The 23,614-nt window shown below is 44.8% G+C and carries 20 protein-coding genes, 1 tRNA gene and 4 pseudogenes; 6 read left to right on the top strand and 19 right to left on the bottom strand.

From position 1 onward, the window contains the following. Positions 1 to 21: 21 nt before the first annotated feature. The 4 genes and pseudogenes from AC0L66_RS02645 to AC0L66_RS02630 all read right to left on the bottom strand — a co-directional run bounded on the left by AC0L66_RS02645 (position 22) and on the right by AC0L66_RS02630 (position 3,347). Positions 22 to 1,338, bottom strand: a complete 1,317-nt coding sequence (locus AC0L66_RS02645; protein WP_473569177.1) for a 6-phospho-beta-glucosidase — start codon at positions 1,336 to 1,338, stop codon at positions 22 to 24. Positions 1,339 to 1,342: 4 nt separating this feature from the next. Next, positions 1,343 to 1,654, bottom strand: coding sequence for a PTS lactose/cellobiose transporter subunit IIA (locus AC0L66_RS02640; RefSeq protein ID WP_428754063.1), 312 nt, complete (start codon positions 1,652 to 1,654; stop codon positions 1,343 to 1,345). Positions 1,655 to 1,676: 22 nt separating this feature from the next. Then, positions 1,677 to 3,004 (bottom strand): annotated as a pseudogene (locus AC0L66_RS02635) (PTS sugar transporter subunit IIC). Between the two features lie 37 nt (positions 3,005 to 3,041). Beyond that, positions 3,042 to 3,347 (bottom strand): PTS sugar transporter subunit IIB, encoded by a 306-nt coding sequence (locus AC0L66_RS02630; protein ID WP_265676853.1) that lies wholly within the window; start codon positions 3,345 to 3,347, stop codon positions 3,042 to 3,044. Positions 3,348 to 3,540: 193 nt separating this feature from the next. Between AC0L66_RS02630 and AC0L66_RS02625 the strand changes: the two genes are divergently transcribed. Then, a complete protein-coding gene (locus AC0L66_RS02625) occupies positions 3,541 to 4,827 on the top strand; it encodes a polysaccharide deacetylase family protein (RefSeq protein WP_473568320.1) in 1,287 nt (428 codons plus the stop codon). Between the two features lie 11 nt (positions 4,828 to 4,838). On the opposite strand, the gene AC0L66_RS02620 is transcribed toward AC0L66_RS02625, so the two are convergent. The 4 genes from AC0L66_RS02620 to AC0L66_RS02605 all read right to left on the bottom strand — a co-directional run bounded on the left by AC0L66_RS02620 (position 4,839) and on the right by AC0L66_RS02605 (position 8,353). Further along, positions 4,839 to 6,098, bottom strand: coding sequence for an HD-GYP domain-containing protein (locus AC0L66_RS02620; RefSeq protein ID WP_473568319.1), 1,260 nt, complete (start codon positions 6,096 to 6,098; stop codon positions 4,839 to 4,841). A 126-nt stretch (positions 6,099 to 6,224) separates the two neighbouring features. Then, positions 6,225 to 7,001, bottom strand: coding sequence for a hypothetical protein (locus AC0L66_RS02615; protein WP_265676856.1), 777 nt, complete (start codon positions 6,999 to 7,001; stop codon positions 6,225 to 6,227). A 41-nt stretch (positions 7,002 to 7,042) separates the two neighbouring features. After that, on the bottom strand, positions 7,043 to 8,002 hold the full coding sequence (locus tag AC0L66_RS02610) for a hypothetical protein (protein WP_265676857.1): 960 nt from the start codon (positions 8,000 to 8,002) through the stop codon (positions 7,043 to 7,045). Between the two features lie 263 nt (positions 8,003 to 8,265). After that, positions 8,266 to 8,353, bottom strand: a tRNA-Leu gene (locus AC0L66_RS02605). A 193-nt stretch (positions 8,354 to 8,546) separates the two neighbouring features. Between AC0L66_RS02605 and AC0L66_RS02600 the strand changes: the two genes are divergently transcribed. Further along, on the top strand, positions 8,547 to 9,020 hold the full coding sequence (locus AC0L66_RS02600; RefSeq protein WP_265676858.1) for an RDD family protein: 474 nt from the start codon (positions 8,547 to 8,549) through the stop codon (positions 9,018 to 9,020). 70 nt (positions 9,021 to 9,090) lie between these two features. Here the strand turns inward: AC0L66_RS02600 and pgi are convergent. Next, positions 9,091 to 10,744: pseudogene (gene pgi / locus AC0L66_RS02595) on the bottom strand (glucose-6-phosphate isomerase). A gap of 306 nt (positions 10,745 to 11,050) precedes the next feature. Here pgi and AC0L66_RS02590 point away from each other — a divergent pair. After that, a complete protein-coding gene (locus tag AC0L66_RS02590) occupies positions 11,051 to 11,482 on the top strand; it encodes a secondary thiamine-phosphate synthase enzyme YjbQ (RefSeq protein WP_265676860.1) in 432 nt (143 codons plus the stop codon). A gap of 90 nt (positions 11,483 to 11,572) precedes the next feature. Here the strand turns inward: AC0L66_RS02590 and alr are convergent, their stop codons facing one another. Next, the gene (gene alr / locus AC0L66_RS02585) at positions 11,573 to 12,673 is read right to left on the bottom strand and encodes an alanine racemase (protein WP_265676861.1); all 1,101 of its coding nucleotides are present in this window, start codon (positions 12,671 to 12,673) and stop codon (positions 11,573 to 11,575) included. Between the two features lie 9 nt (positions 12,674 to 12,682). Beyond that, positions 12,683 to 14,077 carry a replicative DNA helicase gene (locus tag AC0L66_RS02580; protein ID WP_265676891.1) on the bottom strand — a complete coding sequence of 465 codons (1,395 nt, stop codon included), beginning with the start codon at positions 14,075 to 14,077 and terminating at the stop codon, positions 12,683 to 12,685. A 174-nt stretch (positions 14,078 to 14,251) separates the two neighbouring features. Here AC0L66_RS02580 and AC0L66_RS02575 point away from each other — a divergent pair, with 174 nt between their 5' ends. Then, positions 14,252 to 15,019 carry a DUF481 domain-containing protein gene (locus AC0L66_RS02575; protein ID WP_265676862.1) on the top strand — a complete coding sequence of 256 codons (768 nt, stop codon included), beginning with the start codon at positions 14,252 to 14,254 and terminating at the stop codon, positions 15,017 to 15,019. 141 nt (positions 15,020 to 15,160) lie between these two features. Here the strand turns inward: AC0L66_RS02575 and rplI are convergent, their stop codons facing one another. The 8 genes and pseudogenes from rplI to kefG form a co-directional block, all read right to left on the bottom strand. After that, positions 15,161 to 15,613: a 50S ribosomal protein L9 gene (rplI, locus tag AC0L66_RS02570; RefSeq protein WP_265676863.1), complete on the bottom strand. Its 453-nt coding sequence runs from the start codon at positions 15,611 to 15,613 to the stop codon at positions 15,161 to 15,163. A gap of 33 nt (positions 15,614 to 15,646) precedes the next feature. Continuing rightward, positions 15,647 to 15,874, bottom strand: coding sequence for a 30S ribosomal protein S18 (gene rpsR / locus AC0L66_RS02565; RefSeq protein WP_000090472.1), 228 nt, complete (start codon positions 15,872 to 15,874; stop codon positions 15,647 to 15,649). A 179-nt stretch (positions 15,875 to 16,053) separates the two neighbouring features. Beyond that, positions 16,054 to 16,443, bottom strand: a complete 390-nt coding sequence (gene rpsF / locus AC0L66_RS02560) for a 30S ribosomal protein S6 (protein WP_250617921.1) — start codon at positions 16,441 to 16,443, stop codon at positions 16,054 to 16,056. A gap of 188 nt (positions 16,444 to 16,631) precedes the next feature. Continuing rightward, a pseudogene (locus AC0L66_RS02555) lies at positions 16,632 to 17,574 on the bottom strand (isoaspartyl peptidase/L-asparaginase family protein). Between the two features lie 104 nt (positions 17,575 to 17,678). Beyond that, positions 17,679 to 18,266 (bottom strand): peptidylprolyl isomerase, encoded by a 588-nt coding sequence (gene slyD, locus AC0L66_RS02550; RefSeq protein WP_428754042.1) that lies wholly within the window; start codon positions 18,264 to 18,266, stop codon positions 17,679 to 17,681. Between the two features lie 100 nt (positions 18,267 to 18,366). Beyond that, positions 18,367 to 18,546 (bottom strand): YheV family putative zinc ribbon protein, encoded by a 180-nt coding sequence (locus AC0L66_RS02545; RefSeq protein WP_473569176.1) that lies wholly within the window; start codon positions 18,544 to 18,546, stop codon positions 18,367 to 18,369. Positions 18,547 to 18,609: 63 nt separating this feature from the next. Beyond that, the gene (kefB, locus tag AC0L66_RS02540; RefSeq protein ID WP_473568315.1) at positions 18,610 to 20,406 is read right to left on the bottom strand and encodes a glutathione-regulated potassium-efflux system protein KefB; all 1,797 of its coding nucleotides are present in this window, start codon (positions 20,404 to 20,406) and stop codon (positions 18,610 to 18,612) included. Then, the gene (kefG, locus tag AC0L66_RS02535; RefSeq protein WP_265676867.1) at positions 20,390 to 21,004 is read right to left on the bottom strand and encodes a glutathione-regulated potassium-efflux system ancillary protein KefG; all 615 of its coding nucleotides are present in this window, start codon (positions 21,002 to 21,004) and stop codon (positions 20,390 to 20,392) included. The genes kefB and kefG overlap by 17 nt, the downstream gene beginning before the upstream one ends. A gap of 145 nt (positions 21,005 to 21,149) precedes the next feature. Here kefG and AC0L66_RS02530 point away from each other — a divergent pair. Together AC0L66_RS02530 and AC0L66_RS02525 are read left to right on the top strand one after the other, a co-directional pair. Further along, a pseudogene (locus AC0L66_RS02530) lies at positions 21,150 to 23,070 on the top strand (ABC transporter ATP-binding protein). Continuing rightward, positions 23,070 to 23,549 (top strand): TIGR02444 family protein, encoded by a 480-nt coding sequence (locus AC0L66_RS02525; protein WP_265676869.1) that lies wholly within the window; start codon positions 23,070 to 23,072, stop codon positions 23,547 to 23,549. Before AC0L66_RS02530 ends, AC0L66_RS02525 begins: the two are co-directional and overlap by 1 nt. Positions 23,550 to 23,614 lie beyond the last annotated feature (65 nt).

Genomic DNA, 23,614 nt, shown 5'->3' with positions numbered 1-23,614 from the left:
TATATCCTCCTTACGTTGGAACTAGCGTGCACTAAATTGCGGCAGGTCGTTATCATTTTCCACTAAGATATCTGCAAGTAAAGATTTGGCTACTTGAATATCATTTACCAGTGGGTGAGTTGCCAACGCTAATAACGCCGTCTCTTTGTTGCCAGAAACAGCTGCATCCACAGTCAGCATCTCATAACTTTTTACTCGTGCAATGAGACTGTCGACATAGTGTGGTAAAGGGTCTGTGGCAAGCGGGGTTGCTCCCTCGCTTCCTACGACCGCAGAGCATTCAATTACAGCATCATTCGGTAAACTTGCAATGACACCACCGTTCTTCACATTTACCACATGTAACGCATTACGATTATTGTAAATAGAATCTACCAAATCGAGTGAAGCATCTGAGTAATATGCTCCACCACGCTCTTCGAGTTCTTTTGGTTTACTATCTAACGAGTCTTGTTGATATAACCGAAACAACGCCGCTTCCGTCTCCATGACTTGGGTCGCTCTACTGCCTTGATTTCGATAAGATTCTTGCTCTTCAGCAAGCATTGCGTCCGTTTGATAATAATAACGATGATAAGGACAGGGGATGACTCCTAAAGCATCCAAAAAGTTGGGGTCCCAAGGCTCCTCAAACACATTTTTCATTGAGAAGTTAGCGCCATCTCCCACTTTTTTAAGTAGGGTCTGGGTAACATCCTCACCATCTAAATAGGCACTCGTCACCCATACTAAATGATTCAATCCTGCGAACTTCATTTTCAACCGACTAGGTTGGCAATCTAACATATCCGCCGCCATCATCTGCATGGAAACGGGTACATTACACAGCCCTATGGTTTTAACTTGGCTATGCTTTTGAATCGCTTCTGTCACAAGGCCTGCAGGATTTGTAAAATTAAGCATCCATGCATTTGGAGCGAGCTCTTCAATATCTCTGCAGATATCAAGAATGACAGGTATAGTTCTTAACGCCTTGGCAAATCCACCAGCGCCCGTAGTTTCTTGCCCGACCCTATCGTAACGAAGTGGTATAGCTTCATCTTTTTGCCTTGCAGCCAAGCCACCAACTCGAAACTGAGTCATAACAAAATCCGCACCTTGAATCGCTTTTCTTCGATCCAATGTTTGAGTTACAACAATGTCCGCCTTCGCCTTTGATACCATACGCTGGGTCAAAGCTGTAATAATAGACAGCTTTTCCTCACCCGCTTTAATATCCGTTAAGCAAATCTCGGTTACCGGTAAGCGATCAAGACGTAATAAAACCCCTTCTATTAGTTCGGGGGTATAACTACTACCACCACCGATCACTGCAATTTTCAATGAACCTGACGTCATCATATTACCCCTGTGGTAAGCCCTTTCGTAATTCAACGATTTCCGTCGCTAACTCATGAGCAAGAATGGTCGTCATAAGATGATCTTGAGCGTGAACCATCACTAAGGTCATTGGGATTTTCCCTTCGCCTTGATCTAATTCAATCAACTGTGTTTGAATTAAATGAGCTTTGTTCAAGCACTCTTTTGCTTTTTCTAGTGAGCCCTCTGCAGAGGCTAGGTCCAGATTCCTAGCTGATCTTAACGCTTCAAAACAAAGGCTTCTTGCTTCACCTGCATTACAGATAATCTCCATAACAACCAATTCTTGATCCATAATAATCTCCTCGTCCTTATCTTTATGCTGTTGCAGGTTTATCTGCAGTGACTACCTTACTTTCATCTTGAGGCTGCTCTTGCTCTAGCAGTTGTTTCTCGAACATCTTGAAGAATGGAAGATAGATAAATAGATCGATGACCATCAGGATTGCCACTAGTAATACGGGTGACAACGTCCAACCAGACCCCCAAGATGCTCCAATAATGGCGGGTGCTGTCCATGGTGTCGTCGCGACCCCCATACCTACTAAGCCTGCGTGTACAGCAAAATAAGCAATGGTGGCATTAATCACTGGCGCGAAAACAAATGGGATAAACAAAATTGGATTCAGCACGACCGGGCTACCAAAAATGATCAAGCTCATTTATTTGGAATAAGCCAGGGACGGCACTCATACGACCTAAGCTTTTAAGGTGCGCAGAACGACTAAACATCATCAAAATAACCAACGCGAACGTCGCACCAGAACCACCAATAAAGATATAGAAGTCCCAGAATGGTTGAGTAAAGATATTTTGAACTGGCTCACCCGCAACAAACGCATCAATATTAGCGCTAATATTGGTTAAGAAAATTGGCGATAGTAGACCAACAACAATCGCAGCACCGTGAATGCTAAGCAAACCAAAGAAGCTGACACACTAACAGAGCACCAATAATCGCAGGCAGTGTGTTTGAAGCACTCACAAGAGGCTTAAACATCGCCATCACAGCATCAGGGATGAGCATGTCATATTGAGTCTGAACAAAAAGGCTGAGTGGATAGAGAATCAAAAAAACGGCGAGGACAGGCAATAAGACTTCAAACGAGCGAGCAATCGCGGGTGGCACCTGCTCTGGCATTCTAATCGTGATGTTGTGCTTTTTCATAAAGCGATACAACTCGACCGCAAAGAAGGCACAAATAACAGCGGTAAAGATCCCTGTGCCCCCCATGTGAGCAGTAGGGAGTCCACCATCTTTTGCCGGAGAAGCCACTAAAAGAAAACACATCAATGACAAGGTCGCACTCGTTATGCCATCCATTTTATAGGACCTCGCCAAACTATAGGCAACACCAAGAGACACGAAAATCGTCATGATCCCCATCGACATACTAAATGGCATCATAATGGTATCAAAATGAGTCGTCGCTAGATCGAGCCATGCTCGACCAAAAGAATTAGTGGTCTCCTCAGTAAAAGGAGGAAAAGCAAAAACGAGAATAAAACTACCCACAATAATAAATGGCATTGCAACAATAAAACCATCCCTCATCGCTCTAACGTGGGGCTGATTACCCACTTTAGTCGCAAGGGGGGCAATATGCTTTTCTACGATATTAATAATCGCATCATAAAGCTTCATAATATATTCCTTTATTTCACGTTAAACTAATAATCAATTAATCAATGAGAGCGAGCGCTTGTTCAAGAACCTCTTCTCCCTTCATCATTCCATAATTTTGTGGTGAAATTGCCTCGATGTTTTTACCATGTTCAGTCGCTACCTTTCGTAACTCATCAAGTTGAAACCTTACCTGAGGGCCGAGTAGACATACATCGTAGTGAGCAATATCTTCATCAAACTCCGACACAGACTTTGCTTGAATCTCACATTCAACACCTCGCTCTTTCGCTGCCACTTGCATCTTTTTCACCAACATACTGGTCGACATTCCAGCGCTGCAGCAAAGTAGTATTCTCTTCATATAACCTCCATTCACAGTGATATAACCACCCTAACAAAAACAACTTTAACATTAAAGCGCAATCCGATTGCGTTTTTGATTGAAGTGGATCGCAAAAATAAAAACACCTGATTTATTACTATAACTATTTCATTAGATTAAATATCAGCTTTTTCCATTTCGTTATTATTAATCCATAAAATAAGGACTATTTATGAGAAAGGTCACTAGTTTAATCGGTAGCTTACTTATCCCTCTATCATTCAATGCTATAGCGCAAGATCCTAAAGCCACTATCTACCTCACCTTTGACGATGGCCCCATAAATGCATCAATTAAAGTGATCGAAACACTCAATAAGCACAATGTAAAAGGATCGTTTTTCTTCAATGCGTGGCACCTTGATGGTATCGGGGATGAAAATGAAGACCGAGCATTAGAGGCTCTGATGCTTGCACTCAATACCGACCATATGGTGGCAAACCATAGCTATGATCATATGGTACACAACTGCGACGGTGCGAACGGTGAGAATACCGCTGCGGCATGTAATGCGACAGGTATGCACAACGTTAACTCTTATCGTGATCCCGCCTATGATTACACCTTTTTCCCGTTAAATCTGGCTAAACTTGAGCAGCATGTAACTAACATCAGCAGCTATGACAATTATGTCGCCGATCAGTACGCTCGTTTGCCGTATACCAATGGCTGGCGAGTAGCAAAAAGTTTTAAAGCTGATGGGCTCTGTGCAACTTCAGATGACTATTTACCTTGGGATCCTAACTATGTTTGCGACCCTGACAATCCATCAAATAGCTCAAGCAATGCTATGACACTATCCGATATGTTGACCAATGACAGTTATCAGCTATTCGGCTGGGATCTAGATTGGGCACCTGAAAACTGGGGGATCGAAATGCCCGCTAACAGCTTAACGGAGCCGGAACCATTTCTTGAGTATGTCGAGGCCTCTATCAATACATGTGCACCTGTCACTATTGAGCCTGTTAATTCCAAATCACAGAATTTTCCATGTGACACTCCACTCCATAAAGACAAGGTCATTGTCCTCACCCATGAGTTCCTATTTGAAGATGGGCACAGAGGCATGGGCGAAACCCAAAATATCCCAAAACTGGATAAATTCTTAGAGCTTGCGCTAAAGGCTGGGTATGTGTTCGATACTTTAGATAACTATATTCCTAGCTGGAAACCAGAAGTGCAGTACTCTGTGGGAGAACATGTGAACCACGAAGGTACCATTTACATTGCACAAAAGGCTCATTACTCTCAAAGCGACTGGGCACCGTCCTTACAATCAACACTATGGTATAACGCCGATCCTGCAACAAACTGGAAATTAAACGTTAACTACGAACAAGGGGACTCTGTGGTATATAACGGCTTGCAATACACTGTCATTACCGCTCACGTATCACAAGCAAGTTGGACCCCAAATTCAGAACCATCTTTATTTTTACTAACAGCTACTCAATAATTTATCGTTAATTAAGTAGTATTACCCTCAAAATAATAGGAGATTCGAGCTCGAGGATTCAGATACTCTCGGATCTCTTCTGGTAATTTCTCTGGATGAATCACTGATTCAATGGTGAGTTCTTTTGGTGCTAACGTAATGATAGGTGCTTGTAGCTTGGGGACGCTAGGGTCGTACAGCAAGACATTTGGGCACAACAAACTACCGCTATTGATAGAGATAACTAAGCCAACCATATCATTCGAAAGCTTAACGATCGTGCCCGGCGGATAAACCCCCATATACTTGATTAGCATATTCAGGTTCTCAGCGTTGTAAAGATGTTTACTATGCTTATAGAGATAGGAAAGCGCGGAATACGGTATTTTTTTCTCGCTCGGGTTCTGATGATGACACAAACCATCAAAAGCATTAGCCACTGAAATAATTTGAGTGACTGAATCAATCTCGTCCCCCTTCAACCCTAGCGGGTAACCAGAGCCGTCAAGTAATTCATGATGCTGCTCAATAACCGTAATGACATCATCAGGTAGTGTACCTATTGCTCTTGCAATGTCGGCACCATACTTAGTATGCAGCTTCAGGTAATTATACTCGGGCTCAGAAAGCGGGGTTGTTTTTCGTAAGATAACCGATGGGATTTTCACTTTGCCGATATCGTGAAAAAGTGCCCCCATACCGACATCTTTAATTTTCTCTCCACTAAATCCTTTCGCTTTGGCTATCATCATCGAAAGCACGGATACATTGAGACAGTGAAAGTAGAGATCTTCGAATTCACTTTTACTGCCCATCAAATGCAGCGTAACTTCATCTTCCGACAACAGAGAATCGACAATATCTTCTACCAGTGACTCTGATTCTTGAATCGCTAGCTCAGGACGGCTGCGTAACTTCGCCATAATACTGCGAATACGCGCAAGCGATCTATCAAATTCCTTCTCACACTGAGAAACCCTGCGGCGATATTTACTTAACGTTTCGATTCGCTCTTGCTTTTCCGCCCACAACTTTTCCGCTTCATCAGATGCCTCATTCGTTGATAGATGTGAAGGTTCACTTATCGACTCTTCTGCAGGAAGCGGTATTGTGTCACTCAACTCAGGCGTAACATACACATACTTGATTCCGAGTTGCTTGATAACTCGTACTTGCTCGTCTGATTTTATTTTGAAGGTATTGAAGAGGAAAGGATGGTCATTCCACCTTACGGGGAGCCTAATGTGTAAGCCTGGTTGAAGTCGGCTCACCGACATTTTTATACTAGCCACAAAGTCACATGCAACAATGAGTAAAACACGCGAGGAGTCTAATGAACTCCTCGTCAATCTTCATCTATAAGTTAAAAAACACAACGGATTATGTGCATTTCGTCAAACTAGACTCATTAATAGCACTTATTCTACTGGTTTACTTTTTAATAGTGCGGCTATTCTAGGATCGAGACTCTTGCCATGTGACTGCTCAAATTCTTCCCGCTTAATATCAATGAGATTCTTCACAGAGTGTTGCGCAATGCCCTTCGGTACTTCTGTCACTAGCTTGCCTTTTTCTTGAAGGCTCATTGCTTCACGATAAAACTCTTTAAAGCGTCGAATGATCATGGATTGGGGAACCCGTCTCAGTTCGTATCCCTTATTCTGAATGATCCATGTTTCGAGTTGATTTTGCGGCGTCTTCGCTACCACTCGATTCATCGCTTCCATAAGCTCTGATTCGGTTAACTGACTTTTGAGTAACGTCAATTCGCCCATAATAGGTGGCCATTTCTCTCCGGCCTGAAGGCGTTCCCGACAATGTTGCATGATTCTCATCAATTCGGCTTCAGTCACGCTATCCGCAAAATCTAAAAATCGACCTGTTGGCCGACGACCATAAGATTTCAGCCACGTCGACTCATAGATGCTAAGTAGAGTACCAAAAATATAGTTACACCAATCACTTGGTATTCTTTCATGCTGCGTTTCATCGACTAAAGATTTTGGCACACTGCTTCTTTGTTGAGAAACCACGGGCTTAGACGGAGCAGATGAAGGGGACTTAGGAGCAACAGGTGTTGTTGCCTTCGCTCCTGAAGCCTTAAGATGCTCTAAACTGCCACTCACGCCCATCTCACGGAGTTTTTTCTCCATAGAGCCAAAGTCCACATTTTTTGGTTTATTACCGTTACCCATATTAAGCACCTACGTTATAGAAAAAGGAAGCAACCATCATTCTAAAAGTCTGGCTTCTTGCCCTGCCCTCTCAAAAATTCTCTAAATTCCTCAGAAGGACTAACATCAACTGACTTATTGCTTTGATACGATTGACGTCTTCTTTCTTCAGCCTGTTTTCGGCGATCTTCAGCCTGTTTCTCATTTACAATCCACAGACGCAGCTTATTCAGCATCTGCGTAACTGAGGTATACTCATTCGCTCGAGCTTTATAGTACACCACAAATTTCTCCCAAAAGAGATTCGGATCGATTTCTAAGCGAGAAAATGCCAGTGGCTGCTGAGCCCACTCAGGAACCACAAATTCATTCAGTTCATGAGTTGAAATGTACTGCTGGCTTTCACCCTGTACTTGACCTTGTTTACGCCTTGTCGATGCGGAAGGAAATGTGTTTGTCGATTGTTGTTTCGCAGGCACGCCGACAATTGAACGAAGATTTCCAGACTGCTTCGCATATTCAAGCCAATTATCTAACTGGCCCGCGAGTCGGTTAATATTCATCGTAGGCGATGGATTGCTTTCTTGCATAAAGCTTTGCCAAACGTCATCTCGACGATTTGCTGGTACTTTATATAGGTTAAGTTGCTGGTGTGACCAACCAGGGGCGCTGGATTCATTCTGGGCACTGACCTTAATCGGAGCACTAGCTTGCTCAACGGGCATCGACACCACAGGAATCGAGACAGACTCTCCCTCTGGCGCAAGCAGTTTAAGATGATGTATTTGCTTTCTGCCTCTCGTTTCCACATGAGACTTAGTCATGACACCTTTGTTGACCAACGATGTAAACAAATCAGCCAACCTAAACTCACCCAATAAACATTCAGTTGCGATATCGGCAAGAGCAATTGACACACTCCCATCGTGACCAGCGAGATCCGCTAGCTTCAGCAATACAAGTTTTTCACTCGCTTCCACATTCGTTTGTTGCCATGCAATATGGGTAAACTTCGCGCTCACAATCACTCTCCTATCTAGTACTTTGATTTTAGCGCCTTTCGCCTTGAAAGACGAGTACAGCCAGAACCTCTCCGTCAGTTTTAGGCCACTAACATCCGTTAAACCGTTTATTGAAAGTAAGAGATTTTCAGCAGTCGCTAAGGAGAAATACCAACTCTCTGGTGGACGCCATCGTTGTCGACAGTGACGTATAATAATACAGATAAGCTTTTGAGAAGATACAAAAAAGCCTCGACTTTCGTCGAGGCTTTTTTGTTTAAATATGGTACTCGGTGGGCGGACTTGAACCGCCACGCCCGAAGGCAACGGATTTTGAATCCGTCGTGTATACCAATTTCACCACACCTAAGCATCTTTAGGCTATTGCCCTTTGATGTTTGGCATTATACGTAAGCTTGGATGACGTGCAAGAACAAAACACTGTTTATTCATTTGTTTGCTGTTTTTTTGGTCACAACGTGATGTATTTCCACAGTCGAGGGTTTCACAAGCCCTTTAGAATCGCTATTCTGTGGTCAGATTATACATTTTAAAAGTAGATGAAATGAAAACACAACCTTTGCCTCCAGCAGGCCTTTTTCGCAGACTTGGTGCCTTGTTTTACGATAGCTTAGTCGTCTTAGCGTTAGTGATGATGGCGGGCGGTCTCGTGGTCGCTATTCTTGAGGCTCTGGTCGCAGCTGGGCTGCTCTCTTATGGCTCTTATACCGATGCAAGCGATTTACTCAGTCGTCACCCCATTTGGAGCCCTATTTACACAGCGTATCTTGCGATTGTTTGGGTCTATTTCTTTGTTTATTTCTGGACGAAAGCAGGACAAACATTAGGAATGCGTGCGTGGAAACTGCAAGTTCAAAATTTACAAGGTGGGCGCATTACCGTCACTCAAGCATTAATCCGCCTTGCCACTTCGGCGTTTGGACTCGCTAACCTCGCCGTTCCTATCGATACTAAAAAGCGCGGGTTTCAAGATATATGGGCAAAAACACAAGTTGTCGTATTGCCTAAAGCGCAATAAATTTGAATGAAACGTAACAATAAAAAAGGTGCCGATATGGCACCTTTTTCGATCTAATGCCTCGTAATCACTAAGCTTTAAACGCCTTAAATGCGTTGATTAAGCCATTTGTCGAGCTGTCGTGTGAATCCACATTATTATCATCAGCTAGCTCAGGAAGGATTTGGTTAGCCAGTTGCTTACCCAGTTCCACGCCCCACTGATCAAAACTGAAAATGTTCCAAATGACACCTTGTGTGAAAATTTTGTGCTCATACATCGCGATTAGGTTACCTAGCGTGCGAGGTGTGATTTGCTTCACTAAGATTGAGTTCGTTGGGCGGTTGCCTTCAAACACTTTGAATGGAACTAAATCTTTCACTTCTTCCGCTGTTTTACCTGCTGCGATGAACTCAGCTTCCACGGTTTCTTTAGACTTACCAAATGCCAATGCTTCCGTCTGAGCGAAGAAGTTAGACATCAGCTTCTGATGATGATCGCTAACTTTATTGTGAGTGTTCGCAGGTGCAATGAAGTCACAAGGAATAAGCTTCGTGCCTTGGTGGATCAACTGGTAAAATGCGTGCTGACCATTGGTACCAGGCTCGCCCCAGATGATTGGACCCGTTTGGTAATCGACAGCATCACCATTGCGGTCAGTAAACTTACCATTTGATTCCATGTTGCCTTGCTGGAAGTAAGCAGCAAAACGGTGCATATATTGATCGTACGGTAGGATCGCTTCTGATTCAGCACCATGAAAGTTGTTGTACCAAATTCCGATCAGAGCAAGTACAACTGGAATATTATTTTCTAGTTCAGTGTTAGCAAAATGATTATCCATCTCATGAGCACCAGCAAGAAGCTCAACAAAGTTGTCATAACCAACCGCTAGGATGATAGATAGACCGATTGCCGACCATAGTGAATAACGACCACCAACCCAATCCCAAAATTCAAACATGTTGTCGGTATCGATACCAAACTCAGAAACTGATTTTGCGTTGGTAGACAGTGCCGCGAAATGCTTCGCGACGTGCGCTTCATCTGCTGCAGTTGCCAAGAACCAATCACGTGCAGAATGTGCATTCGTCATGGTTTCTTGAGTAGTGAATGTTTTTGATGCAACCAAGAAAAGCGTGGTTTCAGGATCGACTTTCTTCAATGTTTCGGCGATGTGTGTACCGTCGACGTTAGAAACAAAATGCATGTTGAGGTGGTTAGTGTAAGGAGACAGCGCTTCTGTCACCATGTACGGACCTAAATCTGAACCACCAATACCAATATTCACCACGTCTGTGATCGCTTTCGCTGGTATAGCCTTTCCAATCACCTGAGATAATGCGCTCAGAGAAGCCTTTCATTTTTTCTAGCACAGCATTCACTGCAGGCATGACGTCTTCGCCATTCACCATAATTGGTGAGTTGCTACGGTTACGTAGCGCGACGTGAAGTACCGAACGCTCCTCCGTCTGGTTGATAGCCTCACCAGAGAACATCGCACTGATTGCCGCTTTTAGCTCAGTATCGTTAGCGAGAGCAAACAGGTGCTTCATGGTCTCTTCGTTGATAAGGTTCTTAGAGTAATCAACAAGAATGTCTGAGCCAAAGCTTGTAGAGAATGTATTGAAGCGTTCTGCATCTTGAGCAAATAACGCTGCCATATCCATATCTTGCGCAGATTCAAAGTGTGCTGTCAGTGCTTTCCAAGCGTCAGTTTGCGTTGGATTAATGTTTTTCAACATGGTCTCTATCCCAATTTTTTGTCGGTTTTTGTTCCCTATCCCCCCAAGGAAAAGGAACCCCCGGTTAGCGAAAATAAAACGTGTAAATCTAAATATAGCTGGGGCGCGTAAACGTCACGCGACTCACAGCAAAATTTCTCTGCCATTTACAAATCGATGGCTTAAATTTAGTAATAAACTTTCAGGTCGTATTATGAACCAGAGCGTCAGCACGCTCCTTGAGTTAAGTCACGTAACGGTTCACAATATAAGCAATACATTTTATGCACTCGACCTATCAATCCTCAATAATACACAGGACAGTCTATGTGGCAACAGCAGAGCCTACTTATCCGAGCAAAACCTCGAGGCTTCCACCTCATTACTGATGAAATTAAACAACAGCTACCCCAACTTCAAGGCTACTCTGTAGGTTTACTACATCTATTCATCCAGCATACCTCGGCAAGTTTAAGCTTAAATGAAAATGCCGACCCCACCGTAAGAAAAGACATGGAACGCCACTTCAATCGCTATGTGCCGGAAGACGCCCCTTACTACGAGCACACTTATGAAGGGAGTGATGATATGCCTGCGCATATAAAAAGTGCACTGCTTGGAGCCAGTATTTCGCTCCCTATCAGTCAGGGTTATTTAGCTCTAGGAACATGGCAGGGTATTTACCTAGGGGAGCACAGGGATCATGGTGGTGAACGACGTATTATTGCCACGTTACAAGGGCAAACGTACTTAGAATGATATGTCTACAACTGGGGAGAATATGGGTGACCGATAAGGCTAATACCCAAAAATGATGCTCCCTCACCTAGCGTTGGTGAGGGACGTCGATTAAAGGTGCGATTTATCGGAGGAGTAACTCATCTCAACTCGAGACGTTAGCTTGGTCACCAACTCATACGCTATCGTGCCAATATGCTCCGCTACCTCCTCGGATGGTAATGCGTCACCCCATAATATTGCTTCATCACCAACACAATCAGATGCTTCTGGCCCCAAATCTACCGTCAACATATCCATAGAGACACGTCCAGCAATTGGCACCTTGCGGCCATTCACTAATACAGGAGTGCCATTTGGCGCCATACGAGGGTAACCATCGCCATAACCAATCGCGATCACACCCACTTTGGTGTCTCGTTCACTGGTCCAGTTTGCGCCATAACCTACGCTCTCCCCTTGCTTCACTTCACGTACCGCAATAAGGTGTGACTTTAACGTCATGACGGGCTTAAAACCCATATCTTCAGCGGTTCGCTCACCGAACGGCGAGACGCCATACATAATGATACCTGGTCTAACCCAATCAAGTTGACTTGTTGGCCACGCAAGCAAACCCGCCGAAGCCGCCAAGGAACGCTCACCATTACACCCTTCCGTCAAAGACAAAAACGTGTTGATCTGCTCCGTTGTCACCGTTTTATCCAGCTCATCAGCACAACCAAAGTGACTCATATAACGCAGTGGTTTGGCAACATTACTGCAAGCGTGCAGACGTTCAACAAATTCCAGGTACTGCTCTTCACGCACGCCAAGTCGATGCATACCGCTATCAACTTTCAGCCACACCATAACAGGAGTTTCTAATTCCGTTTGTTCCAACGCTTCCAATTGCTCAATACAGTGCACAACGGTTTGGATATTATTGGTGACGAGAACTGGCAAATCACTAGGTGAGTAAAAACCCTCTAATAACAAGATAGGTTTAACCACACCGCTGGCACGCAATTGTAGCGCCTCTTCAATGCGCGCAACACCAAAAGCATCGGCACCTTTAGCGTGCTTCGCAATATGTTTCAGACCATGTCCATAGCCATTAGCTTTAACTACAGCCATTACTTTACTGTTAGGCGCTTGCTGTTTAATGCAATTCAGATTGTGTGCCAGTGCGGATAAATCAATATGCGCCGTCGCCGCTTTCATATAACTCATCGTTCAACCCTACTCTTCATCAAACGCAGGGCCTGCGTAGTTATCAAACCGCGAATACTGCCCTTGGAACGTGAGTCGAATGGAACCGATAGGACCGTTACGCTGCTTACCTAAGATGATTTCAGCAATTCCTTTTAGTGCACTATCAGGGTGATACACTTCATCTCGATAGATAAACATGATCAAGTCCGCATCTTGCTCTATCGAACCCGATTCACGCAAATCCGAGTTTACAGGGCGCTTATCCGCACGCTGCTCCAAGGAACGGTTCAGCTGAGAAAGCGCAACAACAGGCACATTGAGCTCTTTGGCTAACGCCTTCAGGGAGCGAGAAATCTCCGCAATTTCGAGTGTACGGTTATCCGACAGCGAAGGGACTCGCATTAATTGCAGGTAATCGATCATGATAAGACTTAACCCACCGTTTTCGCGCGCAATACGCCTCGCTCGCGATCGTACTTCGGTTGGTGTCAAACCTGAGCTGTCATCAATAAACATGTTTTTCTTTTCCATGAGCATGCCCATGGAGGTGGAAATTTTTGCCCAGTCTTCATCGTCTAGCTGTCCGGTACGGATTTTGGTTTGATCAACACGAGACAATGACGCAAGCATACGCATCATAATTTGTTCTGCAGGCATCTCTAGAGAGAAAATAAGCACTGGCTTTTCTTGAGACATCGCGGCATTTTCACATAAATTCATCGCAAAGGTTGTTTTACCCATCGATGGACGCGCCGCAACAATAATGAGATCCGAACCCTGTAGACCAGCCGTTTTCTTATTGAGATCGTCATAACCGGTATTTACACCTGTCACACCATCTTGCGGCGTTTTGTACAGTATTTCGATACGTTCGAGTGTTTTTTCGAGAATGTTGTCGACGTTTTGCGGGCCTTCATTCTCGTTGGTGCGATCTTCTGCTATCGCAAAGACCTTGCTCTCAGCAAGATCGAGCAAATCTTCCGAGCTACGCCCTTGCGGATCGTAGCCCGCATCCGCAATCTCATTCGCCACGCCAATTAAATTACGTACTAAAGCGCGCTCTGCCACAATATCGGCATAGGCATTGATGTTAGCCGCACTTGGTGTGTTTTTAGCTAAATCGGCTAAATAAGCAAAACCACCCACATCTTCAAGTTGTTCACGCAGCTCTAAAAACTCAGACAGCGTAATCAAGTCTAGGGGTTGGCTCTCTTCTAAAAGGGTTCTGATACCGTCAAAAATCAGCCGATGAGGACGGCTATAGAAATCCTTAGTCACCACGCGCTCAGCGACCGTGTCCCAGCGTTCATTATCTAATAACAAACCACCCAGCACTGACTGCTCTGCTTCCAATGAATGAGGAGGGAGCTTAATTGCTTCCACCTGAGCATCTTTACCATTCTGATTTCGGATATCCGCCATGACTTTACTCGATAACACACTAAGACCCTTCATTATACGCGAAATGAAAGATGGCTAAAGCAAAGAAAGTGCTATGAACAGAGAGATTCGTCAATCAACAATTGACCTGTCGTTGACGATGACCGAATATACGACAATTATAATCCTAGCCCTTTTCATCGTCGTGAGGTTTCAGTGTCAAAGAATTTGCTATTTAGCTTGGTCTTACTCGCATCGCCAGTAGCCTTTGCTGAAGAATTTTTGCCATCGAGCGATAGCGAAGACACACCACCGTCACCATTAAAGTCCGAAGTAGAGTTTGGCTTTCAAGCGCACACAGGTAATACCGACTCACGCTCTTTGAACGCTCGAGTCGCGGCAGAATATACCGAAGGTCGCCACCGTACTAGTGGGGAGTGGAAGTACTATCAGTTGTATAAAGACGATGTAGAAGACAAAAATCAGCAGAACTACATGCTGCAATCGGACTATAAGTTAAGCCAACGAACCTATTTATACGGAAACTATAACGGCTTCACGTCTCTTTATAGCTCCTATTATGAAGACCACACCGTTTCTGGTGGTTTGGGTTATCAGATCACGAACACCGAAACGCTACTATTGGAGACGGAAATCGGTCCGGGTTTTCGTTACCAAGAACCTAACATTGACGAGATTGGCGATAAAGACATTGTCTTTCCCAACGTGGTGCGCGAAGCGATCATTCGAGGCAACGTTAATGTTCTCTGGAAGCCGTTAACTAACCTAACAATAGGCAGTAAGCTCACGGTGATTGCGGGTAAAAGTAATACCCGTTTTGATACGGAGTTAAACGTCACCAACGATATCACTGAGACCATTGCGCTTAAAGTGGCATATAGCAGCAAATATCATGACCAAGTGCCTGGTGATTTAAGCAAAAGAGACTCTATCTTTACCGTAAATTTACTATTTAATTTCTAGTGTTATCTCGGCTTCTGGCATTTTCTTAACTTTTAGTCGTCGCTTAACCTCTAACTCCAACCTTTGTCACTGCCTTCATTTATTTCAGACATAAAAAAACACCAGCCGAGGCTGGTGTTTTTATCGGTGTCTTAACTGAGATTACTCAGCAGCAACAACTTGTAGTGTTACTGTAGCGAAAACTTCTGAGTGAAGTTGAACGCTAATTTCGAATTCACCAGTGTTACGTAGAGCGCCTTCAGGAAGACGAACTTCGCTTTTAGCCACTTCAACGCCAGCTGCAGTAATTGCATCAGCGATGTCACGAGTACCGATAGAACCGAATAGTTTGCCTTCGTCACCAGCTTTAGAAGCGATAACAACTGCTTCAAGAGCGTTAACTTTTTCAGCACGAGCTTCAGCAGCAGTTAGTTGCTCAGCAACTTTAGCTTCTAGTTCAGCACGACGAGCTTCAAACATCTCAACGTTGTTCTTAGTTGCCATTACAGCCTTACCTTGTGGGATAAGGAAGTTACGAGCGTAACCAGATTTAACGTTAACTGTATCGCCAAGACCACCTAGGTTACCGATTTTATCAAGTAGAATAACTTGCATTGTTTAATCCTCTATCTAAATAAACGGTGCCGATTACTGATGCTTATCAGTGTACGGCAGTAGAGCTAGGTAGCGTGAACGCTTGATAGCGCGAGCTAGTTGACGCTGATATTTAGCACTTGTACCAGTGATACGGCTAGGTACGATTTTACCAGCTTCAGTGATGTAGTTTTTAAGAGTTGCTACGTCTTTGTAGTCAATCTCTTGTACGCCTTCTGCAGTGAAACGGCAGAATTTACGACGACGGAAGAAACGAGCCATGGGCTATCTCCTGATCTTAAATTAAGTCTGTTGTCGGTAAGTTACATAACGGTCCAACTTTTCAGATGGTGATAAGAACGTATTCTTATCATTGCTATGTCACTACCTTGTACCAAATGTTGAGTATTCTTGATGACCTATCTAAACCTTAAAGGCAGAGACAACGGTCAAGCAAAAAATTACTCAGCAGCTGCTTCTGGCTTAGCTTCGCTGCGCTCTTCACGACGAGGAGCACGCTCTGCACGTTCTTCTTTCTGCTTAAGCATGATAGAAGGCTCAGTGATAGCCGCTTTAGTACGCATAACCATGTTACGTAGAACTGCATCGTTGAAACGGAAAGCAGTTTCTAGTTCATCAATAGTTTCTTGAGGTGCTTCAACGTTCATAAGAACGTAGTGCGCCTTGTGAAGCTTGTTGATTGGGTAAGCCAGTTGACGACGACCCCAGTCTTCTAGACGGTGTACAGTACCGCCAGCTTCAGTGATAGAACCAGTGTAACGCTCGATCATGCCAGCAACTTGCTCGCTTTGATCAGGGTGCACCATGAATACGATTTCGTAATGACGCATAGGTTGCTCCTTACGGATTATTAGCTTCCACGAGTGGCTCGGTCGTCCAGAGGAAGCAAGGAACGAATAAATAAGACCGAGAATTAAGGACCGCGAATGTTATAGAAAGAACGGAAAATAAGCAAGTAATTTCGATGCTTAACAACAAAGGTTCCTAGGGTCCAGAAGCTAGAACCTAAAAATCCTTTTTATTCATCAGCATAGATTTTGACCGTCAACTCACCTTTAGTATCAATGGAGGCTCTATACATTCCAGAACTGTTCATCGCAAAATGAATATCGCCCTGTGCATCCATCGCAATTAAGCCACCCTCTCCGCCCATCGTCTTGAGTTCGCCTTGAATGATCACTTCACAGGCAGTATGGACATCTTCGTTTAAATACCGCATACGCGCTGCGACATCACTCAGCTACCGTCTTACGAATAAAGTATTCGCCCATTCCCGTCGTCGATACTGCTACGTTATTGTTTTCAGCAAAAGTACCCGCGCCAATAATCGCGGTATCCCCGACACGGCCATATTTCTTATTCGTGACCCCACCAGTACTGGTCGCCGCAGCAAGGTTGCCATGGCTATCAAGCGCCACCGCCCCTACTGTGCCGTATTTTTTGTCATCTGGGTACTTCGACTCAGACAACGCAAACAAACCTTTTTCTTTCATGGAAAGTAATTGTTCATAGCGACGCTCAGTAAAGAAATAATCTTGCTCGGTATAGGGATGCTGATGCTCAAACGCAAACTTTTCAGCGCCTTCACCGATAAGTAAAACATGGTCACTATCGCGCATGACATCGCGAGCTAGCTCAATAGGGTTTCGAATATGACGCACACCAGCGACGGCACCTGCATCCATTTCCGCACCATGCATGACAGAAGCGTCCATCTCAACCATTTCATTGTGAGTCAGTACCGAGCCTTTCCCTGCATTAAAATGAGGTGAGTCCTCCATCACTTTTACCGCTTCCACCACGGCATCAAGCGCATCCCCACCAGAGGATAGAACTCGTTCCCCCGCTTTAACGGATGCTGACAATACTTCAATAATTTCTCGTTTAAGTTTCGCAGACATCTGTTCTTTAAGAATCGTGCCCGCACCACCATGAATCGCAATAGAAAAAGGCTTTGTCATTCTCTCGTCCCTTGTCTGCTCTCAGCTAAATAAAGCGATAAAAACACAAAGACCTCCCGTGAAGGAGGCCTTTAAAATCATATTTTCAATAACAGCTCTTGCTATTAGTGAGAACCGCAGCCACCGCCACCGCAGCAGCCATCTTTCTTCTCAGCTTTCTCACCGTGCTCGTCACCACCACAGCAACCGCCTTCATGATCGTGGTCATGATCGTGTCCACAACCACCTTCTTGGTGAATGTGACCGTGCGCCGCTTCTTCTTCTGTCGCTTCACGTAGTGCAACCACTTCCACATCAAAAGTTAGCGTTTGACCAGCTAACATATGGTTGCCATCAACCACAACTTCGTCGCCGTCAACTTCCGTAATTTCTACAGGGATAGGACCTTGATCTGTATCTGCTAGGAAGCGCATACCAACTTCAATCACGTCAACGCCTTGGAATACGTCTGCAGGAACGCGTTGTACTAGCGCATCATTGTACTCACCGTATGCTTCTTCAGCAGCAACAACAGAAGTAAACTTGCTACCGACTTCCTTGCCTTCTAGCTCTTTTTCCAAACCTACGATAAGGTTATTGTGACCGTGAAGGTAATCAAGAGGCGCTTCAACTGTTGATTGATCAACAACAACACCGTCTTCAGTTTTTACTTGGTACGCGACACTCACGACTACGTTCTTAGCAATTTTCATGTGAACTCCAAAGGATTGGCACTTGAGGCTATGCCTCACAAAATAATCACCGCTTGTGCGGCTTATGTGCACATTATGGGGATGAAATTGAGAAACTCAATCACTCAGGCTTAAAAATGCCAATTAATGCTTCTTCACCACGCTCACTTTTTTCGACCGATTGTGGTGTGCGCTGCTCTAGAAATTCGCACTCAACACACTCTACCCATTCAACATTATTTTCAATCCACCAGCGTAAACTGTCTTGAGTGCTACACTTTGGGCAATTCGCTCCTGCGATAAATCTTTTTTAATCTGCTTCATTTTGCTTCCTAACTGTAGCGCTAATACCAAAAGTCTGGGGCTAATCCCAAAAACTTCTCGATTGGCGATCATTTTCCATTTCTCTACCAAAAATCTCTTCTAACTCTTTACGAGCTTCTTTAGAGCGCTGAGCCAGCTGCGTATCTTCACTATGCAGTGGCAGAAGCTCTTTAAGCATCGCATTGTCCAACTTTCTAAAGTGTGCTTCTGCGCGCTTAGCCTCATAAGGGTGAAACCCTAACTCAATGAGTGTTTGTCGACCTAAATCAAGGGCACCTAAAAAGGTTTCCCTCGAGTAATTAGTGACGCCATGGTTCATTAATTGATACGCCTCAACACGACTGCGTGCCCGCGCTAGTACCTTGAGTTTAGGGAAATGGGCATGACAAATATCGACCACCTCCATAATCTCCTCAGGAGAATCGGTACAGATAATAATAGCCTCAGCACTGCTCGCACCTGCCGCTCGCAGCAAATCAAGTTGTGTCGCATCACCATAAAACACTTTGTAGCCAAACTTACGTAACAAATGAATCTGGCTAGCGTCACTTTCCAAAACCGTAATTTTGATTTTGTTGGCGTACATCAATCGGCCAATAATCTGCCCAAAACGCCCAAAGCCAGCAATGATGACGCGAGGCTGTCTATCATGGACATCACTTTCAATAGACGCTTCTTCGGTATTATTTAACGATTTCTCAAACCACTTTTTCTGTGCCATCAATAACAGTGGCGTTGTAACCATGGATAAACTCACCACGACCAAAAGAAACGCAGACTCTTCTCTCGACAATAGACCTTGAGAACTTGCCGCAGTGAAAATAACAAAAGCAAACTCCCCGCCTTGGCTCAAAATCGCCGCCATCTTACTGCGCGCTTTAGGGCGAGTGCCAAACAAACGCGCTAAGACATACAGCAGCAAGCCTTTAATCACCACCAGCGCAGTCACGGCTAACAAGACCTTAAACGGCTCTGAAACCAACAGTCCAAGGTTAACCGCCATCCCCACGGCAATGAAGAACAAACCTAGTAACAAACCTTTAAATGGCTCAATAGCAATTTCTAACTCATGGCGATATTCGCTTTCTGCCAATAAAACGCCGGCTAAAAACGTACCCAACGCCATCGACAACCCCAGCTTTTGCATAAATACGGCAATGCCAACAACCAGTAGTAACGCTGCGACCGTAAACAACTCTCGTACACCGCTCATCACGACATAGCGAAATAAAGGGCGAATTAAAAAGTGTCCCGCCACCAGCAAGCCAATCACACCAGCCAACATCCACGCAATGTCCGCCCAGTTGCCCGATGTGTTACCGACCAACAAGGGTAATAACGCCAGCATCGGAATCACTGCGATATCTTGAAATAGCAACACCGCAAAGCCCGATTGTCCGGTTTCGCCACCCGCTAGCCCTTGCTCTTCAATCACCTTGAGAGCAATCGCCGTCGATGACAGCGCTAATCCCATACCAATCACTAAACTGGTTTGCCAACTTAGTCCAAACAGAGAAGCAATAGCGGATAATACCAACGTCGTCAGCAGCACTTGCGCCCCACCTAAACCCAATATGGGTACTCGCATTTGCCAGAGTTTTTTGGGGTTGAGCTCCAAACCAATCAGAAAAAGCAGCAGTACTACGCCAAATTCAGCAAAGTGCAAGATCTCGCTAACATCACTAATAAGACCAAGCCCCCAAGGACCAATGGCCACTCCAGCCAACAAGTACCCTAGAACTGAACCCAAGCCAAACCGCTGGGCAATGGGCACTGCTACTACCGCTGCCGATAAAAAGATGACACTGTTTTGCAAAAGATCACTCGTCGCTGCCATCTTTGTCCTCCGGTAATAAATAGCTAGGAAGAATATGCGCATTGCCCAAAGGGTTCGTCAGCCACTGTCGATACTGATCGGCATGCTGATAGCGCTCGATATCATCGACTCGCCGCGACCAATACAACACCAAAGGCTCTACCCAGTGCATTTTGCAAAGCGCCGCCGATAACTCAAAAGGTTGCAAAATTTGCTCAAGAGGATACTTGTTATACCCCGTTTGACTGAAAGCCTCTTCCTTGCCTCCTGCAGTGATCACACTGCGCCAATATTTACCTTCTAACGCACACTCATCGCCAAACGCAAAGCCTTTACCCAAGACACGATCTATCCACTCTTTGAGTAATGAGGGGCATGAATACATATAAAGAGGATGCTGGAAGACAATGACATCGTGCTCAAGCAACAGCTGATGTTCGACATTCACATCAATAAAAAAATCAGGATAAAGCGCATAGAGATCACGCAGCGTCACATTATCAAGCGATTGGATTTTGTTAAGCATGACTTGATTGGCAATCGAATTTTGCGGCTCTGGGTGGGCATAAATGACCAGAACTTTCGGAGAGGGAACTGAGCTTATTTGTGAAGACGTCATTCCGTGAATTCGTTCCTTGTACTACCTAGCAGTAAGATAATTGTTATAAGTTTGATCCATCATAACGCAAAACGGATAATGATCGACATTTATCCACTTTGCCCCTAGTATTCCAAAGTTCAAACTCACCGTTAGTTATAGCCTTATGATCACCTTTTCCGACATTCAATTGCTTCGAGGTGGAAAGCCTCTCCTCGATCAAGCCTCTGCCACCATTCATCCAGGAGACAAAGTCGGTCTCGTTGGGAAAAATGGCTGTGGCAAATCTACTCTATTTGCATTACTAAAAGATGAATTGTCTATTGATGCGGGCACGTTCCATCAGCCTTCCCATTGGGAATTGGCTTGGGTCGCACAAGAAACACCTGCCCTAGACCGTAGCGCAATTGAATATGTGATTGATGGCGATAGAGAGTTCCGCGGATTAGAACAAGATCTGCTAAAAGCCGAGCAAGCCGACAACGGTAACCTTGTCGCTGAATTACACGGAAAAATTGAAGTCATTGGTGGTTACAGCATTCGCGCCCGAGCGGCAGAATTGCTGGACGGCTTAGGCTTTACCCAAGAGCAAATGAGCTGGAATCTGACGCAGTTTTCCGGTGGTTGGCGCATGCGTCTTAACCTGGCACAAGCGCTACTATGCCGCTCAGATCTATTGCTACTTGATGAGCCCACCAACCACTTGGATCTCGATGCCGTCATGTGGCTAGAGCGCTGGCTGCAAAACTATCCGGGCACCTTGATCCTGATCTCGCACGATCGCGACTTTCTTGATCCGATCGTCAGCCGAATTATTCATGTCGAAAATCAAGCACTGAATGAATACACTGGCAACTACTCTTCATTTGAAGAGCAACGGGCGCAAAAGCTCATCTTGCAACAAGCGATGTTTGAAAAGCAGAAAAAGCAGATGTCGCACATGCAAAGCTACATCGATCGCTTCCGCTATAAAGCCTCTAAAGCTCGTCAGGCACAGAGCCGTATTAAAGCGCTTGAGCGTATGGAAAAAGTCTTACCTGCTCAGCTAGATAACCCATTTAGCTTTGAATTTAGAGAGCCAGCCGCACTACCTAATCCTATTATGATGATGGACGACGTCTCAGCAGGCTATGACAACAACCTCATTTTGGAAAAGATTAGACTTAATTTAGTACCGGGTAGCCGTATTGGCTTACTTGGTCGCAATGGCGCCGAGTAAGTCCACCCTGATCAAGCTGCTATCTGGAGAGCTCGCCGCGAAAGGCGGTGATTTTACTTACTCTCAAGGCGTAAAAATTGGCTACTTCGCCCAACATCAGCTTGAAACCCTTCATCCAGAAGAAACGCCGTTGCAGCATATGATGCAAATTGCGCCCAACCAAACCGAGCAACAGCTTCGCGACTATCTAGGCAGCTTTGGCTTCCAAGGTGAAAAAGCGCTCGATAAAGTGGCGCCATTCTCTGGCGGAGAAAAAGCGCGCTTAGTGTTAGCCTTAGTTGTCTGGCAAAAACCGAATTTATTGCTGCTTGATGAACCAACCAACCACTTGGATTTAGACATGCGTCAAGCCTTGACGTTTGCACTACAAACCTTTGAAGGGGCAATGGTTATTGTCAGTCACGACCGCTATTTATTACGTGCAACCACCGATGATCTTTATTTAGTCCATGATCGCCAAGTTGCACCATTCAATGGCGACTTAACGGACTACTATAAATGGCTAACCGAGCAACAAAAGCTTGAGCGCAAAGAAACCCAAGACAACGAGCCAAACAAAACCTCCGTACACAGCGCAGCATCAAAAAAAGAGCAAAAACGCAAAGAGGCCGAGTTTCGTAAACAAACCGCGCTTATTCGTAAACAGCTTGAAAAGCTTGAAAAGAAAATGGACCAACTGAGCGCGCTGCTAAGTGAGGCGGAAACGCAATTATCCGAATCATCACTGTATGATGCCGAAAACAAAGCTAAACTGACTAAAGTACTCGCACAACAATCCACAAGTAAATCTGAACTTGAAGAGGTTGAAATGGAGTGGATGGGGCTTCAAGAAGAACTAGAAGCAATGGAACAGGAGTTCTGTGGATAATGGATAAAGCACACCTCGAACATCTATCTCTCGAACACTTATGGCAGTTTAGTCTGCAATACTATGGTGTGAGAGAGATAAAAGAGGCGTGTCTGACTATCCAAAATCACTACCATGGCAACGTGAACCTACTGTTGATGCTCAAATGGCTTGATGAACAACAGCGCCACTTTGCTGCCGAAGATTGGCACCTCATTCAAAGCTGTTTGGGTCGCACCGAACAGCTTCTTCATCATTTCCGCCGACTGCGTCGACAGCTTAAAAACAATGTTAGTGATAATCTCTATCGCGAAGCACTCGCCTTTGAATTGAGCGTAGAGAAACAGCAGCAATCCGATCTTGTCGATTGCGTCAATTCACTTACCCTCACCACCAATCAACAGCAACCCTTAGTCAGTAAATATTGCCAACAGCTCGGTGCTGAGCATCTCAGCCCCATATTTTCTACGCCGTGCTCAGTGTACTTTTCTCGCAAATAATCTTACCAACCCGACGAGCTTTGTTAGCGCGTATGTTCTCGTAACGAATCGCGTTCTTACCAAAT

The sequence above is a fragment of the Vibrio sp. GJ43-1 genome (assembly GCF_055808835.1).
The sequence above is the reverse complement of the archived record's forward strand: the minus strand, read 5'-3'. Positions and strand labels throughout refer to the sequence as shown.